19 protein-coding genes are annotated in these 25,060 nt (G+C 65.5%); 8 read left to right on the top strand and 11 right to left on the bottom strand.

All coding sequences use genetic code 11. The annotated features are described in order from the left end of the window. The first annotated feature begins 44 nt into the window (after window positions 1-44). From OC450_RS17245 to OC450_RS17235, 3 genes are read left to right on the top strand one after another with little or no spacing between them, the layout of a single operon-like run. Window positions 45-1,178 (top strand): MlaE family ABC transporter permease, encoded by a 1,134-nt coding sequence (locus OC450_RS17245; RefSeq protein WP_262048330.1) that lies wholly within the window; start codon window positions 45-47, stop codon window positions 1,176-1,178. A gap of 2 nt (window positions 1,179-1,180) precedes the next feature. Next, on the top strand, window positions 1,181-1,963 hold the full coding sequence (locus OC450_RS17240; RefSeq protein ID WP_211385063.1) for an ABC transporter ATP-binding protein: 783 nt from the start codon (window positions 1,181-1,183) through the stop codon (window positions 1,961-1,963). 16 nt (window positions 1,964-1,979) lie between these two features. Further along, the gene (locus OC450_RS17235; RefSeq protein ID WP_211385064.1) at window positions 1,980-2,855 is read left to right on the top strand and encodes an MlaD family protein; all 876 of its coding nucleotides are present in this window, start codon (window positions 1,980-1,982) and stop codon (window positions 2,853-2,855) included. A 244-nt stretch (window positions 2,856-3,099) separates the two neighbouring features. Here OC450_RS17235 and OC450_RS17230 read toward each other — a convergent pair whose 3' ends face one another. Further along, window positions 3,100-8,805, bottom strand: a complete 5,706-nt coding sequence (locus tag OC450_RS17230; protein ID WP_262048329.1) for a negative regulator of septation ring formation — start codon at window positions 8,803-8,805, stop codon at window positions 3,100-3,102. 397 nt (window positions 8,806-9,202) lie between these two features. Between OC450_RS17230 and OC450_RS17225 the strand changes: the two genes are divergently transcribed. Together OC450_RS17225 and OC450_RS17220 are read left to right on the top strand one after the other, a co-directional pair. Next, window positions 9,203-9,577 carry an Hpt domain-containing protein gene (locus OC450_RS17225; protein ID WP_211385066.1) on the top strand — a complete coding sequence of 125 codons (375 nt, stop codon included), beginning with the start codon at window positions 9,203-9,205 and terminating at the stop codon, window positions 9,575-9,577. A 166-nt stretch (window positions 9,578-9,743) separates the two neighbouring features. Further along, a complete protein-coding gene (locus OC450_RS17220; RefSeq protein WP_027560383.1) occupies window positions 9,744-10,064 on the top strand; it encodes a 2Fe-2S iron-sulfur cluster-binding protein in 321 nt (106 codons plus the stop codon). Window positions 10,065-10,124: 60 nt separating this feature from the next. On the opposite strand, the gene OC450_RS17215 is transcribed toward OC450_RS17220, so the two are convergent. Then, window positions 10,125-10,592, bottom strand: coding sequence for an acyl-CoA thioesterase (locus OC450_RS17215; protein ID WP_211385067.1), 468 nt, complete (start codon window positions 10,590-10,592; stop codon window positions 10,125-10,127). Between the two features lie 182 nt (window positions 10,593-10,774). On the opposite strand from OC450_RS17215, the gene OC450_RS17210 reads away from it, so the two are divergent. Together OC450_RS17210 and OC450_RS17205 are read left to right on the top strand one after the other, a co-directional pair. After that, on the top strand, window positions 10,775-11,803 hold the full coding sequence (locus OC450_RS17210) for an NAD(P)/FAD-dependent oxidoreductase (protein WP_211385068.1): 1,029 nt from the start codon (window positions 10,775-10,777) through the stop codon (window positions 11,801-11,803). Window positions 11,804-11,941: 138 nt separating this feature from the next. After that, window positions 11,942-12,553, top strand: a complete 612-nt coding sequence (locus OC450_RS17205; RefSeq protein WP_211385069.1) for a DUF2147 domain-containing protein — start codon at window positions 11,942-11,944, stop codon at window positions 12,551-12,553. 89 nt (window positions 12,554-12,642) lie between these two features. Here OC450_RS17205 and OC450_RS17200 read toward each other — a convergent pair whose 3' ends face one another. Next, entirely contained in the window at window positions 12,643-13,740 is a 1,098-nt protein-coding gene (locus tag OC450_RS17200) for a hypothetical protein (protein WP_262048328.1), read from the bottom strand. A gap of 395 nt (window positions 13,741-14,135) precedes the next feature. Here OC450_RS17200 and OC450_RS17195 point away from each other — a divergent pair, with 395 nt between their 5' ends. Beyond that, window positions 14,136-14,492, top strand: a complete 357-nt coding sequence (locus tag OC450_RS17195) for a hypothetical protein (protein ID WP_211385071.1) — start codon at window positions 14,136-14,138, stop codon at window positions 14,490-14,492. Between the two features lie 33 nt (window positions 14,493-14,525). Here the strand turns inward: OC450_RS17195 and OC450_RS17190 are convergent, their stop codons facing one another. From OC450_RS17190 to OC450_RS17155, 8 genes are all read right to left on the bottom strand, one after another. Beyond that, a complete protein-coding gene (locus OC450_RS17190; protein WP_262048327.1) occupies window positions 14,526-15,506 on the bottom strand; it encodes a zinc-binding alcohol dehydrogenase family protein in 981 nt (326 codons plus the stop codon). Window positions 15,507-15,632: 126 nt separating this feature from the next. Beyond that, window positions 15,633-17,888, bottom strand: a complete 2,256-nt coding sequence (locus OC450_RS17185) for a TonB-dependent siderophore receptor (protein ID WP_262048326.1) — start codon at window positions 17,886-17,888, stop codon at window positions 15,633-15,635. A 191-nt stretch (window positions 17,889-18,079) separates the two neighbouring features. Continuing rightward, window positions 18,080-18,262, bottom strand: coding sequence for a hypothetical protein (locus tag OC450_RS17180; RefSeq protein ID WP_262048325.1), 183 nt, complete (start codon window positions 18,260-18,262; stop codon window positions 18,080-18,082). Between the two features lie 272 nt (window positions 18,263-18,534). Continuing rightward, a complete protein-coding gene (garD, locus tag OC450_RS17175) occupies window positions 18,535-20,076 on the bottom strand; it encodes a galactarate dehydratase (protein ID WP_262048324.1) in 1,542 nt (513 codons plus the stop codon). Between the two features lie 130 nt (window positions 20,077-20,206). After that, window positions 20,207-21,655: an aldehyde dehydrogenase family protein gene (locus OC450_RS17170; protein WP_211385076.1), complete on the bottom strand. Its 1,449-nt coding sequence runs from the start codon at window positions 21,653-21,655 to the stop codon at window positions 20,207-20,209. Between the two features lie 18 nt (window positions 21,656-21,673). Continuing rightward, window positions 21,674-23,017 carry a glucarate dehydratase gene (gudD, locus tag OC450_RS17165; RefSeq protein WP_211385077.1) on the bottom strand — a complete coding sequence of 448 codons (1,344 nt, stop codon included), beginning with the start codon at window positions 23,015-23,017 and terminating at the stop codon, window positions 21,674-21,676. 26 nt (window positions 23,018-23,043) lie between these two features. Beyond that, entirely contained in the window at window positions 23,044-23,988 is a 945-nt protein-coding gene (gene kdgD / locus OC450_RS17160; RefSeq protein ID WP_211385078.1) for a 5-dehydro-4-deoxyglucarate dehydratase, read from the bottom strand. A gap of 128 nt (window positions 23,989-24,116) precedes the next feature. After that, complete coding sequence (locus tag OC450_RS17155; protein WP_211385079.1) at window positions 24,117-25,022, bottom strand: LysR substrate-binding domain-containing protein; 906 nt, start codon at window positions 25,020-25,022, stop codon at window positions 24,117-24,119. Window positions 25,023-25,060 lie beyond the last annotated feature (38 nt).

Raw genomic sequence — 25,060 nt, 5'->3', positions numbered from 1 at the left:
ATGAGTCTATCCGTTTCTTGCGCCCCGGCACGGGAGCGGACATCTTGAACGGCGATCCGAAGCTGGAACGGATTGCGAAGGGTAATGCGCTGGCACTCTGCGCCACCGGAACCTGGACCGCGAGCTTCGCCCCGGTCCTGGAGCGGATGGTGGCGGACGCCGAAAAGCTCGCGGGCGGTTCGCAAAGCGTCTTCATCGACGTCTCCGAGGTCGCCAAGCTCGACACTTTCGGTGCCTGGCTGATCGAGCGGCTGCGCCGCAGCCTCACGCAAGGCGCCGTCGAGGCGCAGATCGCCGGGCTTTCCACCAATTATGCGAGTCTCGTCGACGAGGTGCGGCGGGTACGGGCGACGCCCGTCGTCGACGGCAGCACGATCACCATCACCGGCATGCTGGAGCAGATCGGCCGGACCGTGGCCGGCGTCGGCGGCACCGTGGCGAGCCTGATCGACATGCTCGGCGCGGTGCTCGCGGCGGGTTTTCGCGTGCTGATCCATCCGCGTTCGCTGCGCCTGACCTCGACCGTGCATCATCTGGAACAGGTCTGCTGGCGCGCGGTGCCGATCATCGTGCTGATCACCTTCCTGATCGGCTGCATCATCGCGCAGCAGGGTATCTTTCATTTCCGCCGCTTCGGCGCCGATATCTTCGTCGTCGACATGCTCGGCGTGCTGGTGCTGCGCGAGATCGGCGTCCTCCTGGTCGCGATCATGGTGGCGGGCCGCTCGGGCAGCGCCTACACCGCCGAGCTCGGTTCGATGAAGATGCGCGAGGAGATCGACGCGCTGCGCACCATGGGGTTCGACCCGATCGAGGTCTTGGTGCTGCCGCGCATGCTGGCGCTGGTGCTGGCGCTGCCGATCCTCGCCTTTCTCGGCGCGATGGCCGCGCTCTATGGCGGCGGTCTCGTCGCCTGGCTCTATGGCGGCGTCGATCCCGAAGCCTTCCTGCTGCGCCTGCGCGACGCCATCTCGATCGACCATTTCATCGTCGGCATCGTCAAGGCGCCGGTCATGGCCGCGGTGATCGGCATCGTCGCCTGCGTCGAGGGCCTCGCCGTGCAGGGCAGCGCTGAATCGCTCGGCCAGCACACGACGGCGTCGGTGGTGAAGGGGATCTTCTTCGTCATCGTCATGGACGGCGTGTTCGCGATCTTCTTCGCCTCGATCGGGATGTGACGATGGCGCAGGAGGTTCAAGGCGGGATTCAAAACCCCATCATCCGCGTCCGCGACATCACCGTGCAGTTCGGCGCGACGCGCGTGCTCGACGGCCTCAACCTCGACGTCAAGCGCGGCGAGATTTTGGGCTTCGTCGGCCCCTCCGGCGCCGGCAAGTCGGTGCTGACGCGCACCATCATCGGCCTGGTGCCGAAGGTCGCGGGCTCCATCGAGGTGTTCGGGGTCGACCTCGATTCCTCCAGCACGTCGCAGCGCCGCAACGTGGAGCGCCGTTGGGGCGTGCTGTTCCAGCAGGGCGCGCTGTTCTCCTCGCTGACGGTGCGGCAGAACATCCAGTTTCCGATGCGTGAGTACTTGCGGGTCTCGCAGCGGCTGATGGACGAGATCACCATCGCCAAGCTGACAATGGTCGGCCTCAAGCCCGAAGTCGCCGATCGCTTCCCCTCGGAACTGTCCGGCGGCATGATCAAGCGCGTGGCGCTGGCGCGCGCGCTGTCGCTCGATCCGGATCTCGTCTTCCTCGACGAGCCGACCTCGGGCCTGGACCCGATCGGCGCCGGCGACTTCGACGAGCTGGTGAGGACGCTCCAGCGCACTTTGGGGCTGACCGTTTTCATGGTAACGCACGACCTCGACAGCCTTTACACAGCATGTGACCGCATCGCCGTTTTAGGGAACGGTAAGATCATTGCGGCAGGCTCGATCGCCGACATGCAGGCCTCGCAGCATCCCTGGCTGAGACAATATTTCCATGGCAAGCGCGCTCGCGCGGTAATGAGCTGAGGTGCTGGAGTAGCTGATGGAAACGCGGGCGAATTACGTATTGATCGGATCGTTCACGCTGGCGGTGATCGCCGCGGCGATCGGCTTCGTGCTGTGGTTCCAGTCGCTGCACACCACCAAGCAGCGCAGCCCCTTGCGCGTCGTGTTCGAGGGCCCGGCGGCGGGCCTGCGCAACGGCGGCAGCGTCAACTTCAACGGTATCCGGGTGGGTGAAGTGGTCTCGGTGAAGCTGGACAACCCGCGGCGGGTCGTCGCACTCGCCATGGTCGAGAACAACGCCCCGATCCGCAAGGACACGCTGGTCGGCCTCGAATTCCAGGGCCTGACCGGCGTTGCCGCGATCTCGCTCAAGGGCGGCGAGGAGGCGGCCCCGCCGCCGCCGCTCGACGAGGACGGCATCCCGACGCTGACGGCTGATCCCAACAAGCTCCAGGACGTCACCGAGGCGATCCGCGGCACGCTCCAGAACATCAACAGGATCGTCGCCGACAATCAGGAGTCGGTGAAGAACTCCCTGAAGAACCTCGAGACCTTCACCAACTCGCTGGCGCGCAACTCCGAGAAGATCGACGGCGTGATGGCCAGGGTCGACGGCGTCATGCTCAAGGCCGACAGCCTCATGCTCGGCCTCAACACGCTGGCCGGCGGCAAGGACGGCGGCGAGCTGTTCCAGGCGGTGAAGTCGATCCGCGAACTGGCTGACGATTTCGACAAGCGCTCCGGATTGCTGATCACGGACGGCCGCCGTACCCTCGGCGACATCAGCCGCGCCGTGAACAATTTTGATCGCAACCCGACCCGCGTGCTGTTCGGCGCCAGCAACAGTGCGCCAGCGGCCGCTCCGCCGCCGCCCGAGCCGCCGAAGCCGGCAGCGGCGCCCAAGCGGCAATAGTAGCTGGTTCGCGCGCTTCTCACCGTCGTCATTGCGAGCGAAGCAAAGCAATCCAGACTGCCTCCGCGGGGACAGTCTGGCTTGCTTCTTCGTAAGAGCTCTCGCGATGACGGTGCTTGTAGGGGCCGTAATTCCCCGATGCGCAGTGAGCTGCTCGTGCAATGACAATCCAAAACAAAACGGAGCCCGCGAGGGCTCCGTTTTTCATTCGCTATTCGCTACTCGCCATATCGCAAGTTGCGTCTTACCCCAGCCGGCCTGCCGCGTGCGCCAGCAGCGTGTACACCAGGCCCGTTTCCGAGGTCAGGTGGTTGCGCAGCTCCTGCGGGCCGCGGCCGTCGCGAGCGACTTCGTCCAGCAGGCGTTCGAACTCGGCGACGTAGCGGTCGACCGTGCCCTTGAAGTTGCGGTCGGCGCGGTACTTGCGGGCGACCTCGTCGAAGGCCTTCTGGCCGGCGGGCGTGTAGAGGCGCTTGGTGAAGGCCTTGTTCTCGCCGCGCTGGTAGCGGTCCCACATCTCGGCGGCAAGGTTGCGGTCCATCAGCCGGCCGATGTCGAGCGACAGCGATTCCAGCGGATTGCCGCCACCCTGCGGAGCCTGCGGCTGCGGGGCCGGCGCAGCCTGGCGGCCGCGCGGCGCTTCACGCCCCGCGGGCGCGCCCTGGTTGGCGTCCGTGCGGTTCAGCAGGTCGGACAGCCAGCCGTCGCGGCCCTGATCGTTGCCCGCGGGTGCAACCGGCGGAGCCTCGGTGCGGCGCGCGGCCGGCATGCCGAGGTCGGGCGGCGGCAGCGTCGAGGCGCTGCCGGTGTCGCGCACGCGCGTCTCGGTGCTGCGCGCGCCGACGGTCGCCAGCATCGGCTCTTCCTGGCGTTGCACGCTGGCGCGGCCCGTCGTGGTGACGTCGAGGCCGCGGCCGTGCTGAGCCACGATGCGGTTGAGCTCGGCGAGGGCCTCGATCTGGTCGACGATCACCTTGCGCATCTGCGCGGTGCTCTCGGCGGCCTCCTGCGGCATCTCGAGCACGCCGCGGCGCAGCTCGTTGCGGGTGGCTTCGAGCTCATTGTGCATCTCGAACGCCATCTGCTTCATGCTGGAGACGAGGTTGCCGAACTTCTCAGCCGACTGCTTGAACATCGCATCCGCCTCGTCGGTGGTCTGGCGGTAGATGTCCTGCATGGCCTCGATGGTCTGGCGGTGCTCCTCCTCGGAGGCCGACCGCACCGCCTCGAACTGGCGGGTGATCGCGGCCGAACCTGCGCCGGCGGTCTCCGCGACGACGCGGGCGATGTCGCGGGCACGCTCTTCGGCGGCTGCCAGCGATTCATCGAGCAGGCCGGTGAAGCGCGACAGACGCTGGTCGAGATCGGTCGTGCGCAGGTCGATCGTGGTGACGAGCGATTCCAGCGCCTGCTTGCGTTCGGCCAGCGAGGCGGTGGTGTTCTTGTTGCTCTGCTCGACGACCTGGGCGGCCTCGACGAGCGCCTTGCCGTGCGCGTCGAACTGGGTCGACAGCTCGCCGAGATCCTGCAGCGCCCGGGTGGTCTTCGTGTTGAAGACGTTGAGCTGGTCTTCGAGGTTCTGCGTCGCAGCCCCGTTGCGCGAGGTGACGTCGTTCATCGCCGAGACGAAGTCGGCGACGCGCGTCACCAGCGCCCGCTCGAGCGAGTTGAGGTTGTCGTGCGCGCCGGTCAGCACCTCCTGGAGCAGGATGTTGCCTTCGCGCAGGCGTTCGAACAGGGCGACCGTGTCGGTGCGCAGGATCTTGCTGGTCTCCTGCATCTCGGTGACGGCCGCGATCGAGACCTGGCGCGACTGGTCGATCGCCGCGCGCGAGGCCTGCTCGAGATCCTTGAGCGACTTGTTGACGGCACCCGTCGCCATCTCGCTCGCCGAGTTGATGGTCCGCGCCACCTCGGAGCCGTTGCCCATCATCGTCTGCGAGAACGCGTGGCCGCGCGTCTCGATCGACTTCAGCGCGTCCGACGTGACGCGGTCGATGTCGAGCGTGAGCTGGCTGGTCTTCGAGCCGATCGCGTCCACGAGCGAGCCGCGCTTGGCGTCGATCATGTTCGCGAGACGGTCGGACTGCTGCTGCACATAGGTGACGATCTCGTCGGTCTTGCCGGTCATGGCCTGGCCGAAGCTGCTGCTGGCGGCGAGCACCGAGCGCTCGACGTCGGCCGAGCTCGACTTGACCCGCGAGCTGGCCTCGTTGGAGGCGTTGATCAGCGCGTTCTGGGCGTTGAGCGCGCTGGTCTGGATGTCGTTGGTCGCGTTCGCGGTGGCCGCGCTCAGCGTGCGCTCGATCTCGGTCGAGATCGTGCGGATCTGGCTGGCGGCATCCGCCGACGTCGAGGTCAGCGAAGTCTGCGCCTCACGCGCGCTGTTGAGGATGGTCGAGGCGGTGTCGGCGCCGACCGAGGTCAGCGTGCGCTCGATGTCCGTGGTCAGAGACTTGATCTGGCTCGCCGCGTCCGTCGAGGCGGAGATCAGCGTGCCCTGGGCCTCGCGCACGCCGCTGGTGAGTGCCTCGATGGTGGCGCCGCCGGCGGTCGCCAGCGCGCGCTGCATCTCGGCCGCCAGCGAACGGACCTGGCTGGTCTGTTCGGCCGAGACCGACAGCAGGGTGGTCTGGGCGTCGCGGGCGCTGGTCGTGATCGTCTCGGCGGTGGACTGGCCGACCTGCGAGAGCGAGCGATGGACCTCGGCCGCGAGCGACTTGACCTGGCTCGCGGCATCCGAGGACGCCGTGACCAGGGTGCTCTGTGCCTCGCGCGCACCGGTCATGATGGACTCGGCCGTCGCGGTGCCCGCCATAGAGAGCGAGCGCTGCACGTCCGAGGACAGCGCCTTGATCTGGTTGGCGGTCTCGCTCGAGGCCGCGATCAGCGCGCTCTGCGCGTCGCGGGCGCCGGCGGTGATCGATTCCGCCGTGGTGGTGCCGGCCATCGAGAGCGAGCGCTGCACGTCGGCGGTGAGGGTCTTGACGTGGTTGGCCGCATCGGACGAGGCCGTGACGAGCGTAGTCTGCACCTCACGGGCGCCGGCCAGGATCGAGGCTGCGGTCGCCGAGCCTGCCGCCGACAGCGTGCGTTCGACGTCGGCCGACAGCGACTTGATCTGGTTGGACGCATCGCCGGATGCGGCGACCAGGGTCGACTGGGCCTCGCGGGCGCTGCTCAGGATCGAGTTCGCGGCGCCGGTGCCGACCGCGGTCAGCGCGCGCTCGACCTCGGAGGAGGTCAACTTGAGCTGGGCGTTGACGTCGGAGGAGACCGTCATCAGCGACTGCTGCGCGGTGCGCGCACCGGTCTGGATGGTCTCGCTGGTGTTGACCACGAGGTTGGTGAGCGAGCGCTCGGCGTCCTCGACATGCGAGCGGATCGCCGTCGAGATCATCTCGGCGCGGGACATCATGTCCTCGCTGGCCTGGCGGCCGCTGCTCTCGATGCGGCCGGCGACGGCCTCGACACGCGAGCCGAGCAGGTCCTCGAACTGCGCCACGCGCACGTCGATGTCGCTAGCGACCGAGCCGACCTTGGTCTCGATGGCCTGGTGGATGTCCTGGAAGCGTGCCGTGACCGTGTCGGTCAGATGCATGCTGCGGCCGTCGATCAGCTCGGCGACGCTGGTGATGCGGCGGTCGACCGCCTCGATCGCCTGGGCGGTGCCGTCCGTGAGGGTCGAGGTCAGGATCGTGAGGCGCGTGTCGATCGACTGTACGGCCTGCGAAGCGCCGTTCGTCAGCGCGGTGTTGAGGTAGGTGAGGCGGGAGTCGATGGACTCGAGCGCCTGCGAGGCGCCACCGGTGAGGGTGGTCGTCAGATGCGTCAGGCGCGTATCGATCGCCTGGATCGTCTGCGAGGCGCCATCGGTCAGCGTTGTCGTCAGGTTGGTGAGACGGGAGTCGATGGACTCGAGCGCCTGCGACGCGCCGCCGGTGAGCGTCGTCGTGAGGTGCGTCAACCGCGTATCGACCGACTGGATCGCCTGCGCGGCACCGTCGGTCAGCGACGAGGAGAGCGTGTTGAGGCGTACGTCGATGGTCTCGGTGACGGACCTTGCGCGGGTATCGAACGACTGCTCGAGCGCGCTGACGCGGCTGCCGAGCTGTTGGTCGAATGTCTTGATGTGACCTTCGATGGTGCTGTCGAGGCTGGAGATCTTGCCGTTCAGCGAGGCATCCAGATTGGTGACACGTTCGCCGATCGTGGTCTCGAACTGCACCAGGCGCTGATCGAGCTTCGCGGTGATCTCGCCTCCGTTTTCGGTGAAGCGGGTGTCGAAATTGTCGACATAGGTCTTCAGCGACTCATGGATGTCCTGCGTGCGCTGGCCCATGCGATCGACGATTTCGCCGCCGAACGTCTTCACGGTGCGGTCGAACTCGGAGATGTGGCGGGTGATCAGCGCGCCCAGCGTGCCCGAGTCGCGGGCGAACTTCTCGACCAGCTCGGTGCCCTGGTTCTTCACCAGCTCGTCGAAGGCGCTCATCTGCAGCGACAGCGAGTCGTGCGCGGTCTCGGTCTGACTCACGACCTTGGCAACGAGGGTGTTGACGGTGGCGTCGAGCGCCTCGCTCGCCTTGTCGCCGCTCGTCATGATCTGGTTGGCGAGCCGGCTGCCGGCGTCGTCGATCTTGGCCGAGATGTCGTTGGAGCGCAGCTCGAGCTCGAGCAGCAGCGAGTCCGACGAATTCTTCAGGCTGTCGTGCACCTGCTCGGTGCGCTCGGAGATGCCGTCGACGATCGCGGCGGAGCGCTGCTCGAACTCGCCGGTGATGCGGTCGATGCGCTCGTTCAGCATCTCGTGGACGCGGTCGGCGAGGTCGACGAACTCGTCGTGGACGTGGCCGGTCTTGAAGTTGAGGCTGGTGGTCAGCCGCTCGCTGGCGTCGAGCACGGCGCGCGTGGTCTCGTTGCTGGCCTCCTCGAGGCGGTCGAGCAGGTCGCCGCCGCGCTCGCCGAGGGCGAGGATCATGTTGTCGCCGGCATTGCTCAGGGCGCCGGTGATGTGGGCGCCGCGCTCTTCGAGAGCGCCGGTGATGGACTTGGCGACCTCGTCGACACGCGAGGCGATCGCGTCCGAGATCAGCGCGATGTCGTGGCGCAGATCGATCTGCACACCGGAGATGGCGCTGCGGACCTGCTCTGCCTGGCCGACCAGGTTGTCGCGCTGATGCGCGATGTCCTGGAGCAGGGCGCGGATGCGCACTTCGTTGTCTGAATAGGCGCGTTCGAGCGCCGCGACCTCGTTGGCGACCAGCGTCTCGAGTTCGCCGGCGCGCGCGATCGCGCGCTCGATGCCGTCGCCCATCGCCGCGACCTCGCGGCGGATGGCCTGGCCGACGGTGACCATGGAATCGGAGGCCGAGCCTTCCGGCTCGGAGAAGCGAATCGCGACCTGCGCCATCGCCTGCGCGATCATGCGCATTTCCTGGCCGCGCCAGACCAGGCTCGCGAGGAAGTAGAACAGCATGATCGGCGCGAAGAACATCGCGATCAGGCCGGCGATGACGAGCACGCCGCCGCTCTGGCCCATGGCGGCCTGGATCGAGGGCAGGAAGCCGACCGTCAGCGCCGCGCAGGCTGCGAGCCATACGCCGGCGAAAATGGTGGCGAAGGTGTAGACGCTGCGGGCAGGGCGGCCCTTCTGAAGCGCCTGGAGCAACTGGCCGATGGTCTCGCGGTCGTCGTTGGCGGCACGGCGCGAGGAGCGCGGCTCCTCGATCGGATCGAACACCGCCCGTTCGTTCGCGGCAGGACGCGGCTCGAAGCCCGGTTCGTCGAACATCGGGGGAGCCGGCGGGGCTACCGGAGGTGGCGTTTCGCTGCGCATCGAGGCGTTGCGGCTGGTGTCCGCAGCGGTGTCGCTGATGTTCAGGGCTTCCTGGATCGCAGAAAGCGCAACTTCTGTGGGGTCTTTGACCTTTTTCGGAGTGTTCGCCATGTTCAGTCCGAGCCCTCGTTACTTTTACGCGTCCCCCCGCGAGCCCTGCGCGCTACGCAAGCCCACAGACCGGATCATGCCGCTTGCGCGGATCTCCGAGCCATCCCCACCCGGACGGCTTGTCCGCCAATTTCCGCAACATCCTATTGGCAGAGCGTCGCGAATGAAATGCCTGCGATTAAGACAATCTTAATCATCGTTAACAGGATCGCGCCGTAACGCCTTAGCAATAAATGCAATTCTCCACGGGACTCGCCGGATTGCGGCAACTTTTCGTCAATAAACGGGCGGATTTACGTAAAACGGCCCGAACACTTCGTTAACCATTTCCGTGCTTCGGTGAGAGGAACCTGACCGCCGGACCGGCGGACATCGCGCGATGCCGGGGGCCTGCGCCATGACGCCTGAACTGCAACGGATGGACTGGATGCCCTCGCCCCCGCTTGCACCCATCGACAGCCCGCTCGACCTCGATCACCTCTCCCGCATGACGCTCGGCGACCCTGAGCTGGAACACGAAGTGCTGGCGATGTTTGCCGAGCAGGCGGTCCGCCTGATCGCGGCGATGGCAGCGCTGCCGGCCGAGGCCGGCGCACTCGCCCACAAGCTGAAGGGCTCGGCGCGCGGGATCGGCGCCTTTGCAGTGGCGGATGCTGCAGCCAGCCTCGAGACCGCGATCCGGACCGGCCAGAACCGGCCCCACGCCTTCGCCGCGCTGAAAGAAGCGGTGACCGAGGCTCGCACCGCCATCGAGGCGATCCTGAAGCCTTGAGGCCGGCGCGGTCAGAACCGGGCTCTAGCGTCTTGTTTTGACGTATTTTCTTCCCGTAAAGCGGGATTCATTTCGCCTCAAAACGCTATGGCGCCGGGCTAATCGACCCGTTATAGGACAGCCCGGACCCTCCTTCATTCACAGCACCGCGGCAGCACGAGCACACATGGCCAAGATTCACTTTGTCGACCACAAGGGCGAAACCCGTACGGTGGAAGTCGAGAACGGCGCAACCGTGATGGAAGCCGCGATCCGCAACAGCATTCCCGGCATCGAAGCCGAATGCGGCGGCGCGTGTGCCTGCGCAACCTGCCATGTCTATGTCGACGAAGCCTGGCGCGAGAAGGTCGGCAGCCCGACGCCGATGGAAGAGGACATGCTCGACTTCGGCTTCGACGTGCGCCCGAACTCCCGCCTGTCCTGCCAGATCAAGGTTTCCGACGAGCTCGACGGGCTGGTCGTGGCGACACCGGAACGCCAAGCCTGATCTTTCCTGTCTTTCTTGCAAGCCTGATTTTTCCAGCAGGCCCGATCCTCACTGATTGAATCATGGGCCCGGCATCGCGACCTCGATGCCGCGCTTGTGCCAGGGCCTCAGCTTCGCGATCACCTCCGCAGTGAGCGGCGTCGGCCGCCGCGACGCTTCGTCGATCGTCACGCCGACCGAAATCGCCGATGCGATGCACTTTCCTTCCGAAAACACGACCTGCTCGAACGTCACCGACGTTCGCCCCAGCTTCACGACGCCGAGGCCGAGCTCGATCGTGTTCGGCCAGTGCAGTTCGGCGCGGAAATGGATGTCGAGCCGCACCATGATCCAGGCGAGCCCTGGCGGCGTCAGCCCGTATTCCGGGCTCTTCATCAGCGTGACACGGCCGGTCTCGAAATAGGTGGCGTAGACCGCGTTGTTGACGTGCTGATTCGGATCGAGATCGCCGAAACGGACATTGTCGGCGAGGCGATAGGGATAGTCCTCCAGGCGCGGCGTCGTATCGAGGCGGCTTGGTGCGTTCACCGATTGATCTCCGTCATATCCTTGATCGTTACAGCCCAGTTATCCTGACCCGGCAAGTGGGCGCGGCTGCGGGGCGCTCCCGCTTTTATGCCTTCCCTGATCCATCCCCGTTGGCTAGACAGGCAGGGTCACCTCTGCCCGCCGGGCGCCGTCCAACCGATAACGACCGATAAAGAGACGACATGAGCGACGTGATCAAAACCGATGTGCTGATTATTGGCGCCGGCCCTTGCGGTCTGTTCGCCGCCTTCGAGCTTGGCCTTCTCGATATGAAGGTGCATTTTGTCGACATCCTCGACAAGGTCGGCGGCCAGTGCGCCGAGCTCTATCCGGAAAAGCCGATCTACGACATTCCCGGCATTCCGCAGGTTTCGGGGCAGGGCCTCACCGACGCGCTGATGGAGCAGATCAAGCCGTTCCATCCGACCTTCCATCTCGGCGAGATGATCGAGACGGTGGAGAAGATCGGCGATCCCGCATTTCGCTGCACCACGGACGCCGGCAAGGTGTTCGAATGCAGGGTGCTGGTGATCGCGGCCGGCGGCGGCTCGTTCCAGCCCAAGCGTCCGCCGGTACCGGGCATCGAAGCCTATGAGGGCACCTCGGTGCACTATGCCGTGCGTAAGATGGAGACGTTCCGCGACAAGAACGTGCTGATCGTCGGCGGCGGCGATTCCGCGCTCGACTGGACGCTCAATCTGCATCCGCTGGCCAAGCGCATCACGCTGCTGCACCGTCGCGACGACTTTCGCGCCGCCCCTCACAGCGTCGAGCAGATGCGCGCGCTGGTCGCAGGCGGCAAGATGGATCTGCGGCTCGGCCAGGTCACCGCGCTCTCGGGCGCCGAGGGCAAGCTCACCGGCGCCACCGTCAAGGGCAACGACAACATCGTGAGCGAGATTTCCTGCGACACCATGCTGCCGTTCTTCGGGCTGACCATGAAGCTCGGTCCGGTCGCGAACTGGGGCATCGCGCTCGAGAACAATCTGGTGCCGGTCGAGACCTCGGCATTCGAGACCAACGTATCAGGCATCTTCGCGATCGGCGACATCAACACCTATCCCGGCAAGATCAAGCTGATCCTGTGCGGCTTCCACGAAGGCGCGTTGATGTCGCAAAAAGCCCATCGTTACGTCTATCCTGACAAGCGGCTGGTGTTTCAGTACACGACCTCGTCCTCCAGCCTGCAAAAGAAGCTTGGCGTCAACTGACACGGCAGGACGGGGCGGCGATGCCCCATGTTTCTGGTGCTAGCGCTTCTGGTGCTGGAACCGTTCGCGAAATCGCCGTAGTCTGCGGCCATTGCGGTGGCGGCTCGGCAAGGCGATTGGCTCAGCAAGGTGATGATGATGCGGATTTTCTTTTCCAGCTTTCGGCTGCTCTCGCTCCTCGCGCTGTTGCTCGGTGCGGCAAGCCCGGCTGCGGCGCAAATGTCGGCTGCAGCGCCGGCCCAGCCGACCGCCGCGGGCCTCTGGCAAAAGGTCGAAGACGGCAAGACGGTGGGATGGTTCCTCTTCATCGACCACAACGGCATCTTCGAAGGCGTGATTGCAAAGACCTTCCCGCGGGCCGGCGATGATCCGAACGAGGCCTGCACGAAATGCACGGACGATCGCAAGAACGCGCCGGTGCTCGGGCTCTCCTTCATCCGCGACATGAAGCGCGACGGGTTGAAGTATGATGGCGGCAACGTGGTCAATCCGCGCGACGGCAACATCTGGAAGGCCAAGATGACCGTCAGCCCGGATGGCCAGACCCTGACCATGCGTGGCTTCCTCGGCATTTCGCTGTTCGGCAAGGACGAGACCTGGACGCGCCTGCCCGACGCCAACATCGCGCAGGTCGATCCAGCCATCGTCGCCAAATATCTTCCTGCCCAGGCGACCGCGGCGACGAAGCCGGTGCCCGCGCCAGCGGCGAAGAAGGGCGGCGCGATGATGGCGCCGGCGCAGAAGCAGTAGGGTTGCTTGCGCATTCTCTTGTAGCCCGCATGAGCGAAGCGACATGCGGGGCAGCCGTTATCGCTGCGCTCACCTGGGCTACAGGACCGTCAGTACGTTCGTGCCTTCCTGCACGGTGCATAGAAGGTGCCGCCGGCGACGACCCGCTCGAGGCATTGCCGGGGATCGGTGATCTCGCCGTCGACCCGGAAGTAATAGGCCTGCGTGCCGAGGCTCAGAACGTAATGTCCCGGCGGAAGTTCGAGCTCTGAATCGCCGGCGTGGAGCTCAAGCATCTCGGGCGCCCCGGGAATCGGTGACACCCGGAACGGATAGGCGAAGTTGCGGATGACGCCGACGTCGTCTCCGCCACTCAGCGCCTTGCCAGCGGCGTCGTTCGAGAACTCTCTGGCGATCCTTGCCACGACCCGAACCTCGACCCGTTCGGGAATCGCGTTTGCGACGTCGCGGCGGAATACGATGAATTTGACGCGCCCGTTCGGCAGATGCGGCCGGTCGGGGTTCTTGAACTCCGGTGAAATCGCGATGCGAATGTCCGGCGCCATGATGCCGGTCGCATTCAACTCCGCCAACGACTTGTCATCGATCAAGGCGTAGACGCCGTAGTCGGTTGGAAGCACGCGCGCCGGTTTCGCCGGCGGCGCGACGGCGGTCACCATTTCAGGCTTGCTGACCGCAATCGTCGTCTCCGGTTTGGGCGGGACCAGCGCGATCTCCTGGGACTGGGATGAAACCAGCCGGCGCAGCGCGGCGATATGGTCTCGCTGCGAAATGAGGAGAACGATGGCGACGGCGGCAAGCAGGATGGCCCCTGTACGCTTCATCACCGGCCAGAGCGGGCCCGAGATCGCAGGCCGCTTGGACGCCTCGATCCCCGAGCGCAGCACCGGAGTGTCGGCGGACAAAAGCGGGCCGCTTGTCTGACCCGCCTTCGACGAGGTGAGTTGATGTTGCGGCAACCGCTCCAGCGGCGGCGCTTCACGCGAGAACTTCTCGACCTCCTCGATCGCGACCTCGAGCGCCCGCTTCATCTGGTCGATGTTCTTGGCGTCGGCGTAGGTGAACTGCTCCTGGAGCTTGTAGCGGGCAAGATCGTAGACGAGCTGCCGCCGGAATTCCGGATCGTCCTTCACCGTCTCCAGCATGCGCGAAATCACCAGCGCAAACTGCACTTCGTTTGCGGGCAAATCGGTCGCGTCCTGCTGGCCAGGGAGCAACTCTCTGGAACTCATAGCGCTGACGGTCCGATGCCTGTCACGCCAACATCCGATTTCTCTAATCCAAACAGTCTGTTAAACAATGCGACAAGGTTCGCGGCAACGTTCGTACACGTCCCGGCACGACAAGGAAAGCCTCCAAAAATAGCTGCGGCAGATCGCGGGCGTGCTCAGCCTGAAGCAATGTGTGCACACAACAGCTTGCGGCAGTAGTTCCCCGGAATGCGTGCTGGCGCCGGATTTGCATAGCTGTTGCAAAGCCGCTGGGGAGCGAGTCGCCGTCTTCACGCCTGCCGCCACCGTGCGGAAGGCGGACGGCGGCGTCTGTCCCTCGCGGCGCCGATTGCGATCCGCAGGAAGACGACATGCGACTTGCCAGACTATGTGCTGCCTCGCTGTTGGGGCTGACGGCGCTGCTTGCGACTTCGGCGCTCGCGCGCGACGACGGCCGCTACGCGAATTCACCGCTAAAACCCTGGTTCGAGAGCCTGCACAGCGAATACGGCCAGTGCTGTTCCGATGCCGACGGCTATGTGGTCGCCGATGTCGATTGGGAATCCGACAAGGGCCGTTATCGCGTGCATCTCGACGACGAATGGGTCATCGTGCCCGACGGCGCCGTGATCACCGAGCCGAACAAGATCGGCCGCACCATGGTGTGGAAGCACTATATCGACGGCCATCCGCGCGTGCGCTGCTTCATGCCGGGCAGCATGACCTAGCCGTCCGGTCCGTCATCTGGGACGAGGCGCACCTCAATCGGTGATGACGACGATCTTTCCGCCGGCCGCGTTGGCATCCATGCAGCGGTGCGCCTCCGCGATCTCCGTGAGATGAAAGACCCGCCCGACCTGGACGCGAAGGGCGCCTGTTTCGATCTGCCGTACCAGTTCCTGCAGCGGCGTCTGCATGAAGTCGTCAGGGCCTCCGGAGTAAACCGTGAGGCTGACGGCATTGGGGATGACGTCCATCGGGCTGAATTGATCGAACCACCATTTGTCTCCGACCATGCCCGTCATGCAGACGATGCCGTTCGCCCGCACGCATTGCAGGGAGTCGGTCAGCGTCGTCGTGCCGACGAGCTCGAGCACCTTGTCGGCGCCGCCTCCGCTTGCAGCCTTGACCTTCTCGGCGATCCGGCCGTCATCGATGATGGCAAGGTCCGCCCCGGCGGAGCGCATCAGGTCCGTGCGCGCGGGATTGCGCGTGGTGGAGATCACCTCGGCGCCGTGCTTGCTGGCGATCGCCGCGGCCGCAAGGCCAACCGAGGTCGTCCCGCCGCGGATCAGAAGCCGCTCGCCGTGCTTGAGCTGCAAGGCGGTGAACAGCGAACCCCAGGCGGTCTGGAGCATCTCCGGCAATGCGCCCAGCCTTTCCCACGACAGCGCGGTCTCGAGCGCCTGGACCTGTGCGGCCGGCACGCACACATATTCCGCGTAGCCGCCGTCGAACTGCCGTCCCATGCCGCCCATGGCCGTCGCGACGATCTGGCCCTTGCGAAACCGGCCGCTCGGCGCCTGCTCAACGAGGCCGACCGCCTCGATGCCGAGCACGCGCGGGAAGCTCACGCCCGGCGATAGCCCGCGCCGGGTGAAGAGCTCGGACCGGTTGAGGCCGAAGGCCTTGACGCGAATGAGAACCTGATCCGGGGCAGGCGTCGGCACGGGCCAGCTCTCGATGCGCAGCATCTCGGGTCCGCCGGCCTCGCGTATCACTGCTGCCTTCATCCGGGTCATGGCATGAAAATCCTGCGAGCTTTGGCCAACTGGCTTGCAGGAGAAGGCGCAAAGATTCAAGCGCTGGCTCAGCGCGCGCTGTTGTGCGGCTACCTCATGCGCGGGGGTATGACGTCAACCTCCTTGCTAGAATTTGTAGGTCGCGCTGCCGAGTACCGTGCGGCCGATGCCGAGGAAGCAGTCGCCGCGTGCGAGGCAGGTGGTGACGTGACGCTTGTCGAAGAGATTGCTGGCATTGACCTGAAATCGCCAGGGGCCGGTCTCGTAACCGACCATGGCGTCGAACAGGGTGTAATCGGGCGTGCGGATCGTGTCGGTGCCGTCCCATGACGTGCCGATATAGCGCACGCCGCCGCCAAGCGTGACGCCGGGCAGGCCGAGCAGGGAGAGACGGTACTTCGCCCAGAGCGAGGCCTGGTGGTCCGGCACGGTCTCGACATGCTTGCCCGTGTTGTCGCCGCTCTCCACGCGGGCATCGAGATAGGTGTAGGCTCCGATCAGGTCGAGCTCCGGCGTGATGCGCGCCAGCACCTCGAGCTCGGCGCCGCGGATGCGGACCTTGCCGGTCTGGATCGAAATCAGCGGATTGTCGGGGTCGCTGGCCAGCCGGTTCCGTTCGGTGGTGTCGAAGATGGCGCCGTTGATCGCGTTGCCAGGTGTCGGATTGTACTTGAAGCCGAGCTCCACCATCTCGCCGCGCTGCGGCGCGCAGACCGTGGCGCAGACGCCGCTGCCGAACACCGGATTGAACGACTGCGCATAGGTCACGTAAGGCGTGACGCCGAACGGCAGCTCGTATATCAGTGCGGCGCGGCCTGTGGTCGCCTGGTAATGCTCGACCGGAGAGCCCTGCGTGGCGCTGGTGACGTCGTCGTGGCGCAGGCCGAGCACTGCGAGCCATGGTCCGAGCCGCAACTGGTCCTGCGCATAGAGGCCGAGCTGGCTCTGGCGGAGATCCGGCTCCGCCGACATGACCGGCGGCGTGACGCCGGTGTAGACCGGCGCGTAGAGATCGAACGGCGTCGCATCGTAGCCTGCGCCGGACGAGGCACGCTCCTTGTAGCCGCGGTAGTCGATGCCGAACAGCGTCTTGTGCAAGAGCGCGCCGGTTGCGAACTTCAGCTCGGCATTGCTGTCCGAGGTGAAATTGTCCTTGACGCTGTCCCGGGCCCAGATGTAGCGCGCCACCGTGCGACGTTCGGCATCCAGGAATGGATTGTCCGGCGTGGAGTACACGTCCGGATACAAGCCGTGATAAATACCCTCGACACGAGTATAGCGCAGGTTCTGCCTGACGGTCAGAGCGTCGTTGAAGCGATGCTCGAACAGGCTGGAGACCGCGCCGGTCTCGGTCCGGTAGCGATCCCACCCCGGCTCGCTGGTGAAGCGTTTGATCGGAATGAATCCGTTGGGGCCGGGATAGAGCGTGCCTTCGTGCGGCAGGAAGGCGGTCGACGAGCCCGTCTTGTCCTTTTGATAGCTGCCGAGCACGGTCCAGCTGGTGTTGTTGGTCGGCCGCCACGTCAGTGACGGCGCCAGCACGATCCGGTCGTCCTTGACGTAGTCGGTCTGCATGTTGCTGTCGCGAAAGACGCCGACGAAGCGGTAGAGCCACTCGCCATCCCTGGTCAGCTTTCCCGTGGAGTCGAGCTGCACCTGCTTGCGGTTGAAGCTGCCATATTGCACGCCGATCTCGTTGGCGGCTTCCGCCTGCGGGCGCTTCGAGATCAGGTTCAACAGGCCCGCCGTCGAGGTGTCGCCGTAGAGCACGGAAGAGGGGCCGCGCAAGACCTCGATGCGCTCCAGCGTGTAGGGCTCCGGCCGCCATTCGTTGAAGTTGAAGGTGTTCACCACACGGGTGCCGTCGAGATAGATGTTGGGGTCCTGGCCGCGGATGCGCGGATAATCGCCGCGCGAGTCCGCGCCGTAGGCATCGGCGAACACGCCGGGCACGTAGCGCAGCGCTTCCTGCACGGTGGTTGAGCCCTGGTCGGTGACCCGGTCGGCGGTCACCACGCTGATCGATTGCGGCGTCTCGCGCAACGGCGTGTCGGTCTTGGTGCCGGTGCCGCTGCGGGTCGCGACGTACCCGTGGACCGGGCCTGTTGCGGTCTCCGTCACCGTGCTTGCGCCGGCTGACGGCGCATTGGCATTCGACGGCATCCGTTCGGCCTGACGACGGCGGCTCGCCGCCTGCGCAGCCTGGCGGGAGCGAAGCGGACGCGGACGTGCCGCCGGCCGCGATGATGACTGTTCGACGACGACGGCGGGCAGCTGTTGAGACGATGATTGCGCCTCGGCCGGTGCGGCGTCCACCAAGCCTGCCAGCAGCGGCAGGACGCCGCCGATCAATCCCGCCGCCGTCCGTAGATATGTTGTCATTTGCGACCCCATCATTTGCGGGGCGACGACTAACAAGTGTAGTCGGAAGCTTGAAGTGCAGGAGGGACGCAATAGTCCCGCAATCATCGGATTTGGAATTAGTATTCATATAAATCGAGCGCGCGCCGATTGATGTCGGCGCGCGAATGCGGGAATGAGATAATGAGGTGGTGCGCCTCGCTCAGCGCCGATCAACGCTGCTCGCTGGTGGCGTTGGCGGCCGCAAGCCGCTTGACGCGCGGCGACAGCACGGACATTTGCGTGGGCGAGGCGGGCATGCCGGCGACGACCATCGCGGGCGCAGTCGGCTGCTGCTCGACGCCGGCGCCGCCGAGCACCTGGACTTGCGTCGTCGAGATCGGAAACGAATTCACTCGTAAGAGGGAAGCTCGCCGGCGAATGCACCGGCCGAACCCGCCATCATCGCACCGGCAGTGGCAATCATCGAGAGAATACGCATTGAAAAATCTCCGTTGAAAAATATCAATCGGAGGTTTGGTCGCGGCGCTGCCGCCACAGGTTCGCTCGTGGACGAACATTCGCTCGCCGCCGCCGGACATATTTGATTGCGTGGTGCGACGGAACGAAGCGAGGCGGAAACGCATCGCTTCTGTGTTTCAGGACGGTTTCGCCGGCGCGGCGATCTTCAGGTCACCGGCGCCGGATTGAACAGCGTCAGATCGTTGTGGATGCCCCAGCGGTCCGACCATGGCTTTGTCCGGCCGCTGGCGACGTCGAGGATCAGGCGGAACAGGTCCCAGCCGGTTTCCTCGATGGTCTTCTCGCCGGTGGCGATGCCGCCGGCGTCGAAATCGATCAGGTCTTTCCAGCGGCGCGCAAGCTCGCTGCGGGTCGCGACCTTGATCACAGGCGCGGCCGCAAGCCCGTAAGGCGTGCCGCGGCCGGTGGTGAACACTTGCAGCGTCATGCCGGAGGCGAGCTGGAGCGTGCCGCAGATGAAGTCGGAGGCAGGAGTGGCCGCGAACAACATGCCTTTCTGCGTTGCCTTCTCGCCGGGCGCGAGCACGCCGGTGATGGCGGACGAGCCGGACTTGACGATCGAGCCCAATGACTTCTCGACGATGTTGGCAAGACCGCCCTTCTTGTTGCCGGGCGTGGTGTTGGCGCTGCGATCGGCGCCGCCGCGCGCCAGATAGGAATCGTACCAGGCCATCTCGCGCACCAGCGCGCGGCCGACGTCCTCGTTGATTGCGCGGCGGGTGAGAAGCTGGATGGCGTCGCGCACTTCGGTGACTTCCGAGAACATCACGGTGGCGCCGGCGCGCACCAGCAGGTCTGCGGCGAAGCCAAGGGCGGGGTTGGCCGTGACGCCGGAAAACGCGTCGCTGCCGCCGCATTGCAGGCCGATCACGAGATCGGCCGCCGGGCAGGTCTCGCGGGTGCGCTTGTTGAGGATCTTCAGGCGCGCTTCGGCCTGCGTCATGATCGCCTCGACGATCGCGCCAAAGCCGTCGAAGGCTTCGTCCTGCATGCGGACAATGGCGTCGCTGACGCCTTCCGGCACCAGCCGCTCGGGCGCGAGCTTCTCGCATCCCAAGCTAATGACCAGGATCTCGCCGCCGAAATTCGGGTTCAGCGCGATGTTTTGCAGCGTGCGGATCGGCACAACCGCGTCCGGCGCGTTGATCGCGACACCGCAGCCATAGGCGTGCGTCAGCGGCACGACGTCGTCGACGTTCGGATATTTCGGCAACAGCTCGGCGCGGATGCGCTTCACCGCGTATTCCATCGTGCCCTTGACGCATTGCACGGAGGAGGAGATGCCGAGGATGTTCTTGGTGCCGACCGAGCCGTCGGTGTTGCGAAAGCCTTCGAAAGTAAAGCCTTCGAGCGGCGGCAGCGGCGCGGGGACGGCGGTGGAGATTTCCAGCTTGTCCAGCGCTGGCGCCTCCGGCATGCGGATGCGCGCCTCGTCCACCCATTCGCCGGCCTGGATCGGCGCGAGCGCGTAGCCGATCACCTCGCCATAGCGGATGATCGGCTGATCTTGTGCGATGTCGACCAGCGCCGTCTTGTGGCCTTGCGGCACGAAGGCGCGCAGCGTCAGGCCGCAGGCAAAGCGCGAGCCGGCAGGAAGCCCGAAATCATTGACCACGATCGCGACATTGTCGCGCTCGTTGAGCTTGATGTAGCGGGGCTGCTCTTTCGCTGCCACTGACTGGTCCATTTGCTTTGCCTCAGAAGCTGAAGTCGTAGGGTGGGGCAAAGGCGCAACGCGCCGTGCCCACCATGCTTCACACCGAACCCAAGCGGTGGGCACGCTTCGCTTTGCCCACCCTACGATATCTTGCCCTTGGTTAGCCCGGATAGGTATAGGCGGTCTTCACCGTGGTGTAGAACTCGCGGGCATAGGAGCCCTGCTCGCGGGCGCCGTAGCTCGAACCCTTCCGGCCGCCGAACGGCACGTGATAATCGACGCCTGCGGTCGGCAGATTGACCATCACCATGCCGGACTCGCTGTTGCGCTTGTAGTGCGAGGCGTATTTCAGGCTGCTGGTGCAGATGCCGGAGGCGAGGCCGAACTCGGTGTCGTTGGAGATTGCCAGCGCCTCCTCGTAGTTCTTGGCGCGGATGACGGCGGCGACGGGGCCGAAGATCTCCTCGCGCGCGATGCGCATGTTGTTGTTGGCCTCGGTGAACAGCGCCGGCTGCAGATAGTGGCCGGGCGTCTCGCGCTTGAGCAGCTCGCCGCCGAAGGCGAGCTTGGCGCCCTCGTCCTGGCCGATCTTGATGTAGCGCAGGTCCTGGTCGAGCTGGCTCTGGTCGACCACCGGGCCGATATGGACGCCGGCCTTGAGCGCGTCGTCCACCGACAGGCCTTTCAGGCGCTCGGCCACCGCCGCGACGAAGCGGTCATGGATGCCTTCAGTGACGATCAGGCGGGAGGAGGCGGTGCAGCGCTGGCCGGTCGAGAAATAGGCACCGTTGACGGCGACCTCGACGGCGGTCTTGAGGTCGGCGTCGTCGAGCACGACCAGGGGATTCTTGCCGCCCATCTCGAGCTGGAACTTCTTCATCGGGTTCGACAGCACGCAGGCCTGCGCGATCTTGCGGCCGGTCTGCACCGAACCGGTGAAGGAGATCGCGGCGACGTCGGGGTGATCGAGCAGGGTCTGGCCGACGACCGAGCCGGAGCCGACCACGAGGTTGAATACGCCGGCGGGAATGCCGGAACGGGTGATGATCTCGGACAGAGCGTGCGCCGAGCCCGGAACCAGTTCAGCGGGCTTGAACACCACGGTGTTGCCGTAGCAGAGCGCCGGCGCGATCTTCCAGGCGGGGATCGCGATCGGGAAATTCCAGGGCGTGATCATGCCGACGACGCCGACCGGCTCACGGGTGAGCTCGACGTCGAGGCCGGGACGGACGGAGGCGCCCTTCTCGCCGATCAGGCGCAGCGCCTCGCCGGCGAAGAACGCAAAGATCTGGCCGGCACGCGCGACCTCGCCAATGCCTTCCGGCAGGGTCTTGCCTTCCTCACGGGCGAGCAGGCGGCCGAGCTCTTCCTTGCGGGCGATGATCTCGAGGGAAATCTTGTTCAGCGCGTCGTAGCGCGCCTGCGGCGTCGACTGCGCCCAGGCGGGGAAGGCGGCCTTGGCGGCGGCGATCGCTTTTTCGGTCTGCGCCTTGTCGGCCTTGGCGTATTCGCCGACGAGGTCGTTGGTGTTGGAGGGGTTGATGTTCTTGGTGACGCCGGAGCCGTCGACCCACTCGCCGCCGATGAAGTTCTTCAGGATCGCAGTCATGTATTCCTCCAGAGTTTCTTAGCGAACGAGGCAGGGACGCTTGTCGTCGAAGGTCCAGCCGGGGATCAGGTCCTGCATGGCAATAGCGTCATCGCGGGCGCCAAGTCCATGCTGCTTATAGAGGTCATGCGCGGCGTCGATGGCGGCCCTGTCGATTTCGATACCCAGGCCCGGCCGGTCGGGCACGGCGATCTTGCCGCCCTTGATCCGGAGCGGCTCTTTGGTCAGCGCCTGGCCGTCCTGCCAGATCCAGTGCGTGTCGATCGCGGTGACCTTGCCCGGGGCGGCAGCGCCGACATGGGTGAACATGGCGAGCGAGATGTCGAAATGGTTGTTGGAGTGCGAGCCCCAGGTCAGGCCGTTGTCGCGGCAGGTCTGGGCAACGCGCACCGAGCCCTGCATGGTCCAGAAATGGGGATCGGCGAGCGGAATGTCGACCGCTCCCAGACGCAAGGCATGCGAGAGCTGCCGCCAGTCGGTTGCGATCATGTTGGTCGCGGTCGGCAGCCCGGTGGCGCGGCGGAACTCGGCCATGATTTCTCGGCCGGAGAAGCCGGCTTCGGCGCCACAGGGGTCCTCGGCATAGGCGAGGATGCCGTGCATGTCCTTGCAAAGCCGGATAGCCTCGTCGAGTGACCAGGCGCCGTTCGGGTCCAGGGTCACGCGCGCGTTCGGAAAGCGCTTGGCGATGGCGGTGACGGCCTCGATCTCCTGCTCACCGCGAAGCACGCCGCCCTTGAGCTTGAAATCGGCGAAGCCGTAATGATCGTGGGTGGCTTCCGCGAGCCGCACCACGGTCTCCGGCGACATCGCCTCCTGATGGCGCAAGTTGAACCATTCCGGCTTGCCGGTCTCGCCCGCGACGTAGTCGAGTTTGCTCTTGCGGCGATCGCCCACGAAGAAGAGATAGCCGAGCGTCTCGACGCTTTTGCGCTGCTGGCCCTCGCCGAGCAGCGCGGCGACGGGCAGGTTGAGATGCTGACCGAGCAAATCGAGCAGCGCGGATTCGATCGCCGTGACCGCATGGATCATGACGCGCAGGTCGAATGTCTGCTTGCCGCGGCCGCCGGCATCGCGGTCGGCGAAGGCGGTGCGGATGTCGGCGAGGATGTTGTTCATCGCGCCGACGGTCTTGCCGGTCACGAGATCGCGGGCATCCTGGAGCGTCTGCCAGATCTTCTGCCCGCCCGGCACCTCGCCGACACCGGTGTGACCGGCATTGTCGGTGAGGATGACGATGTTGCGGGTGAAGAACGGCGCGTGCGCGCCGCTCAGATTGAGGAGCATGCCGTCGCGGCCTGCGACCGGGATCACCTGCATCGCGGTGACGACCGGTGCGCCGGTGATCTCGGTCCTTGCCATCGTCCGCTCCTCCCTGTTGTCGTTTGTTATTCTGCAGCCTGTTGTGACGATCGGATGGCGGGCAGATCCTTGACCAGCGCCGTCACTTCCGCGATCTCCTGCTCGGTGAGATCGGTGAGGGGCGGGCGGACCGGGCCGGAATCGCGGCCGATCACCTTCATGCCGGCCTTGATGATCGAGACCGCATAGCCCTTCTTGCGATTGCGGATCGCGATCAGCGGCAGGATGAAATCCTTCAGCCCGGCATGGATCGTCGCGTGATCGCGCTTGCGCACGGCGTCGTAGAAATTGGTGGCGAATTCCGGAACGAAGTTGAACACGGCCGAGGAGTAGGTCGTCACGCCCATGTCGAGATAGGGCAGCGCGAATGTCTCCGCGGTCGGCAGGCCGCCGATATAGGTCAGGCGGTCGCCGAGCTTGGTGTGGACGCGGGTCATCAATTCGATGTCGCCGATACCGTCCTTGTAGCCGACGAGGTTCGGGCAGCGCTCTGCGAGACGCGCCAGCGTGTCGGGCTGGAGGATGGCGTTGTCGCGGTTGTAGACGATGACGCCGATCTTCACCGAGGCGCAGACCGCCTCGACATGGGCGGCAAGGCCGTCCTGCTCGGCATGGGTGAGATAGGGCGGCAGCAGCAACAGGCCGTCGGCACCGGCCTTCTCGGCCCCGATCGCGATCTCGCGGGCGATCGCGGTGCCGTAGCCGGTTCCGGCGAGCACGGGCACGCGGCCCTTGGTCTCTTCCACGGCGATCTTGACGACCTGCGGAACTTCGGTCGGCGTCAGCGAGAAGAACTCGCCGGTGCCGCCGGCCGCGAACAGGCCGGCGACGTCATAGCCGCAGAGCCAGTCCATGTTGGCGCGGTAGGTCGTTTCGTCGAAGGAGTAATCCGCCTTGAACGGCGTGACGGGGAAGGACAGGAGGCCGGATCCGATCTTATGGGCCATCTCCTGCGGGGTCATCTTGCTCATGGGCGCTGCTCCCTTATTGCGTGTTGTGGAGGACGCAACCAAGGCCTGCGCGTCCATGCGCCGTTGTTTAGGCAACCGTTCTATGCGCGTCCAAGCCAAAGCCTATATCGACCGATGCGAAATCAGCATCAATCTTCCATCGTCTCCGCGGAGGACAATTCACCTGCGATTTTGACGAGCGCCGACAGCAGCGGATTCTCGTCGTCGCGGCGCCAGACCATGAACAGCTCGACAGGCACGCGCGTGCGCAGCTTGAGCGGCCGCAGCCGCACGTCGGAGATCTTCAGGCTTGCCGCGGCCGCCGGCACGATAGCAAGGCCGAGGCCGGCGCGGACCATGGCGAGGATCGAGTGGATCTGGCTGAGGTGCTGCACATAGCGCGGCAGCACGTCGGCGCGAGTGAACAGCGCCACCAGCAGATCGTGGAAATAGCGACTCTCATAGGGCGAATACATCACGAAGGGCTGGCCGTCGAAATCCTTGATGGTGACGGTTTCGGCGTTCGCCAGCGGATGCTTCTTCGGGATCGCGGCGAGCAGGGGCTCGGCGACGACGCGGCGGCTGGCGATTTCCGGGCGCGCGATCGGCGGCCTGAGCAAACCCGCATCGATCTGGCCGGAGCTCAACGCCTCGAACTGGTCGCCCGACACCATCTCCTTTAGCGAGAAGTCGACTTCGGGCAGCTTGGCGCGGCAGGCTGCGACGAGTTCCGGGAGGAAGCCGTAGGCGGCGGCGGCGGTGAAGCCGATCTTCACCGAGCCGGTCTTGCCGAGCGCGATGCGACGGGCGACCTGCGAGGCACTTTCGGCGAGCTTCAGGATGCGCCGCGCCTCGGGCAGGAAGCTGCGCCCGGCAGGCGTCAGCCGCACCGAGCGGCTGGTACGCTCCAGCAGCGGCGCATCGATGATGTGCTCGAGCACCTGGATCTGCCGGGATAGCGGCGGCTGGGTCATGTTCAGCCGCGCGGCGGCACGGCCGAAATGCAATTCCTCCGCCACCGTGACGAAACAGCGGAGCTGGTTGAGGTCGAACATCGATACATGCCTTAGATGAATAAGGCGTTTCCCCGGCA

It is taken from the genome of Bradyrhizobium sp. Bra78 (assembly GCF_024519855.1).
Lineage (GTDB): Bacteria > Pseudomonadota > Alphaproteobacteria > Rhizobiales > Xanthobacteraceae > Bradyrhizobium > Bradyrhizobium japonicum_G.
This window is presented reverse-complemented; position numbering and strand designations above follow the sequence as displayed.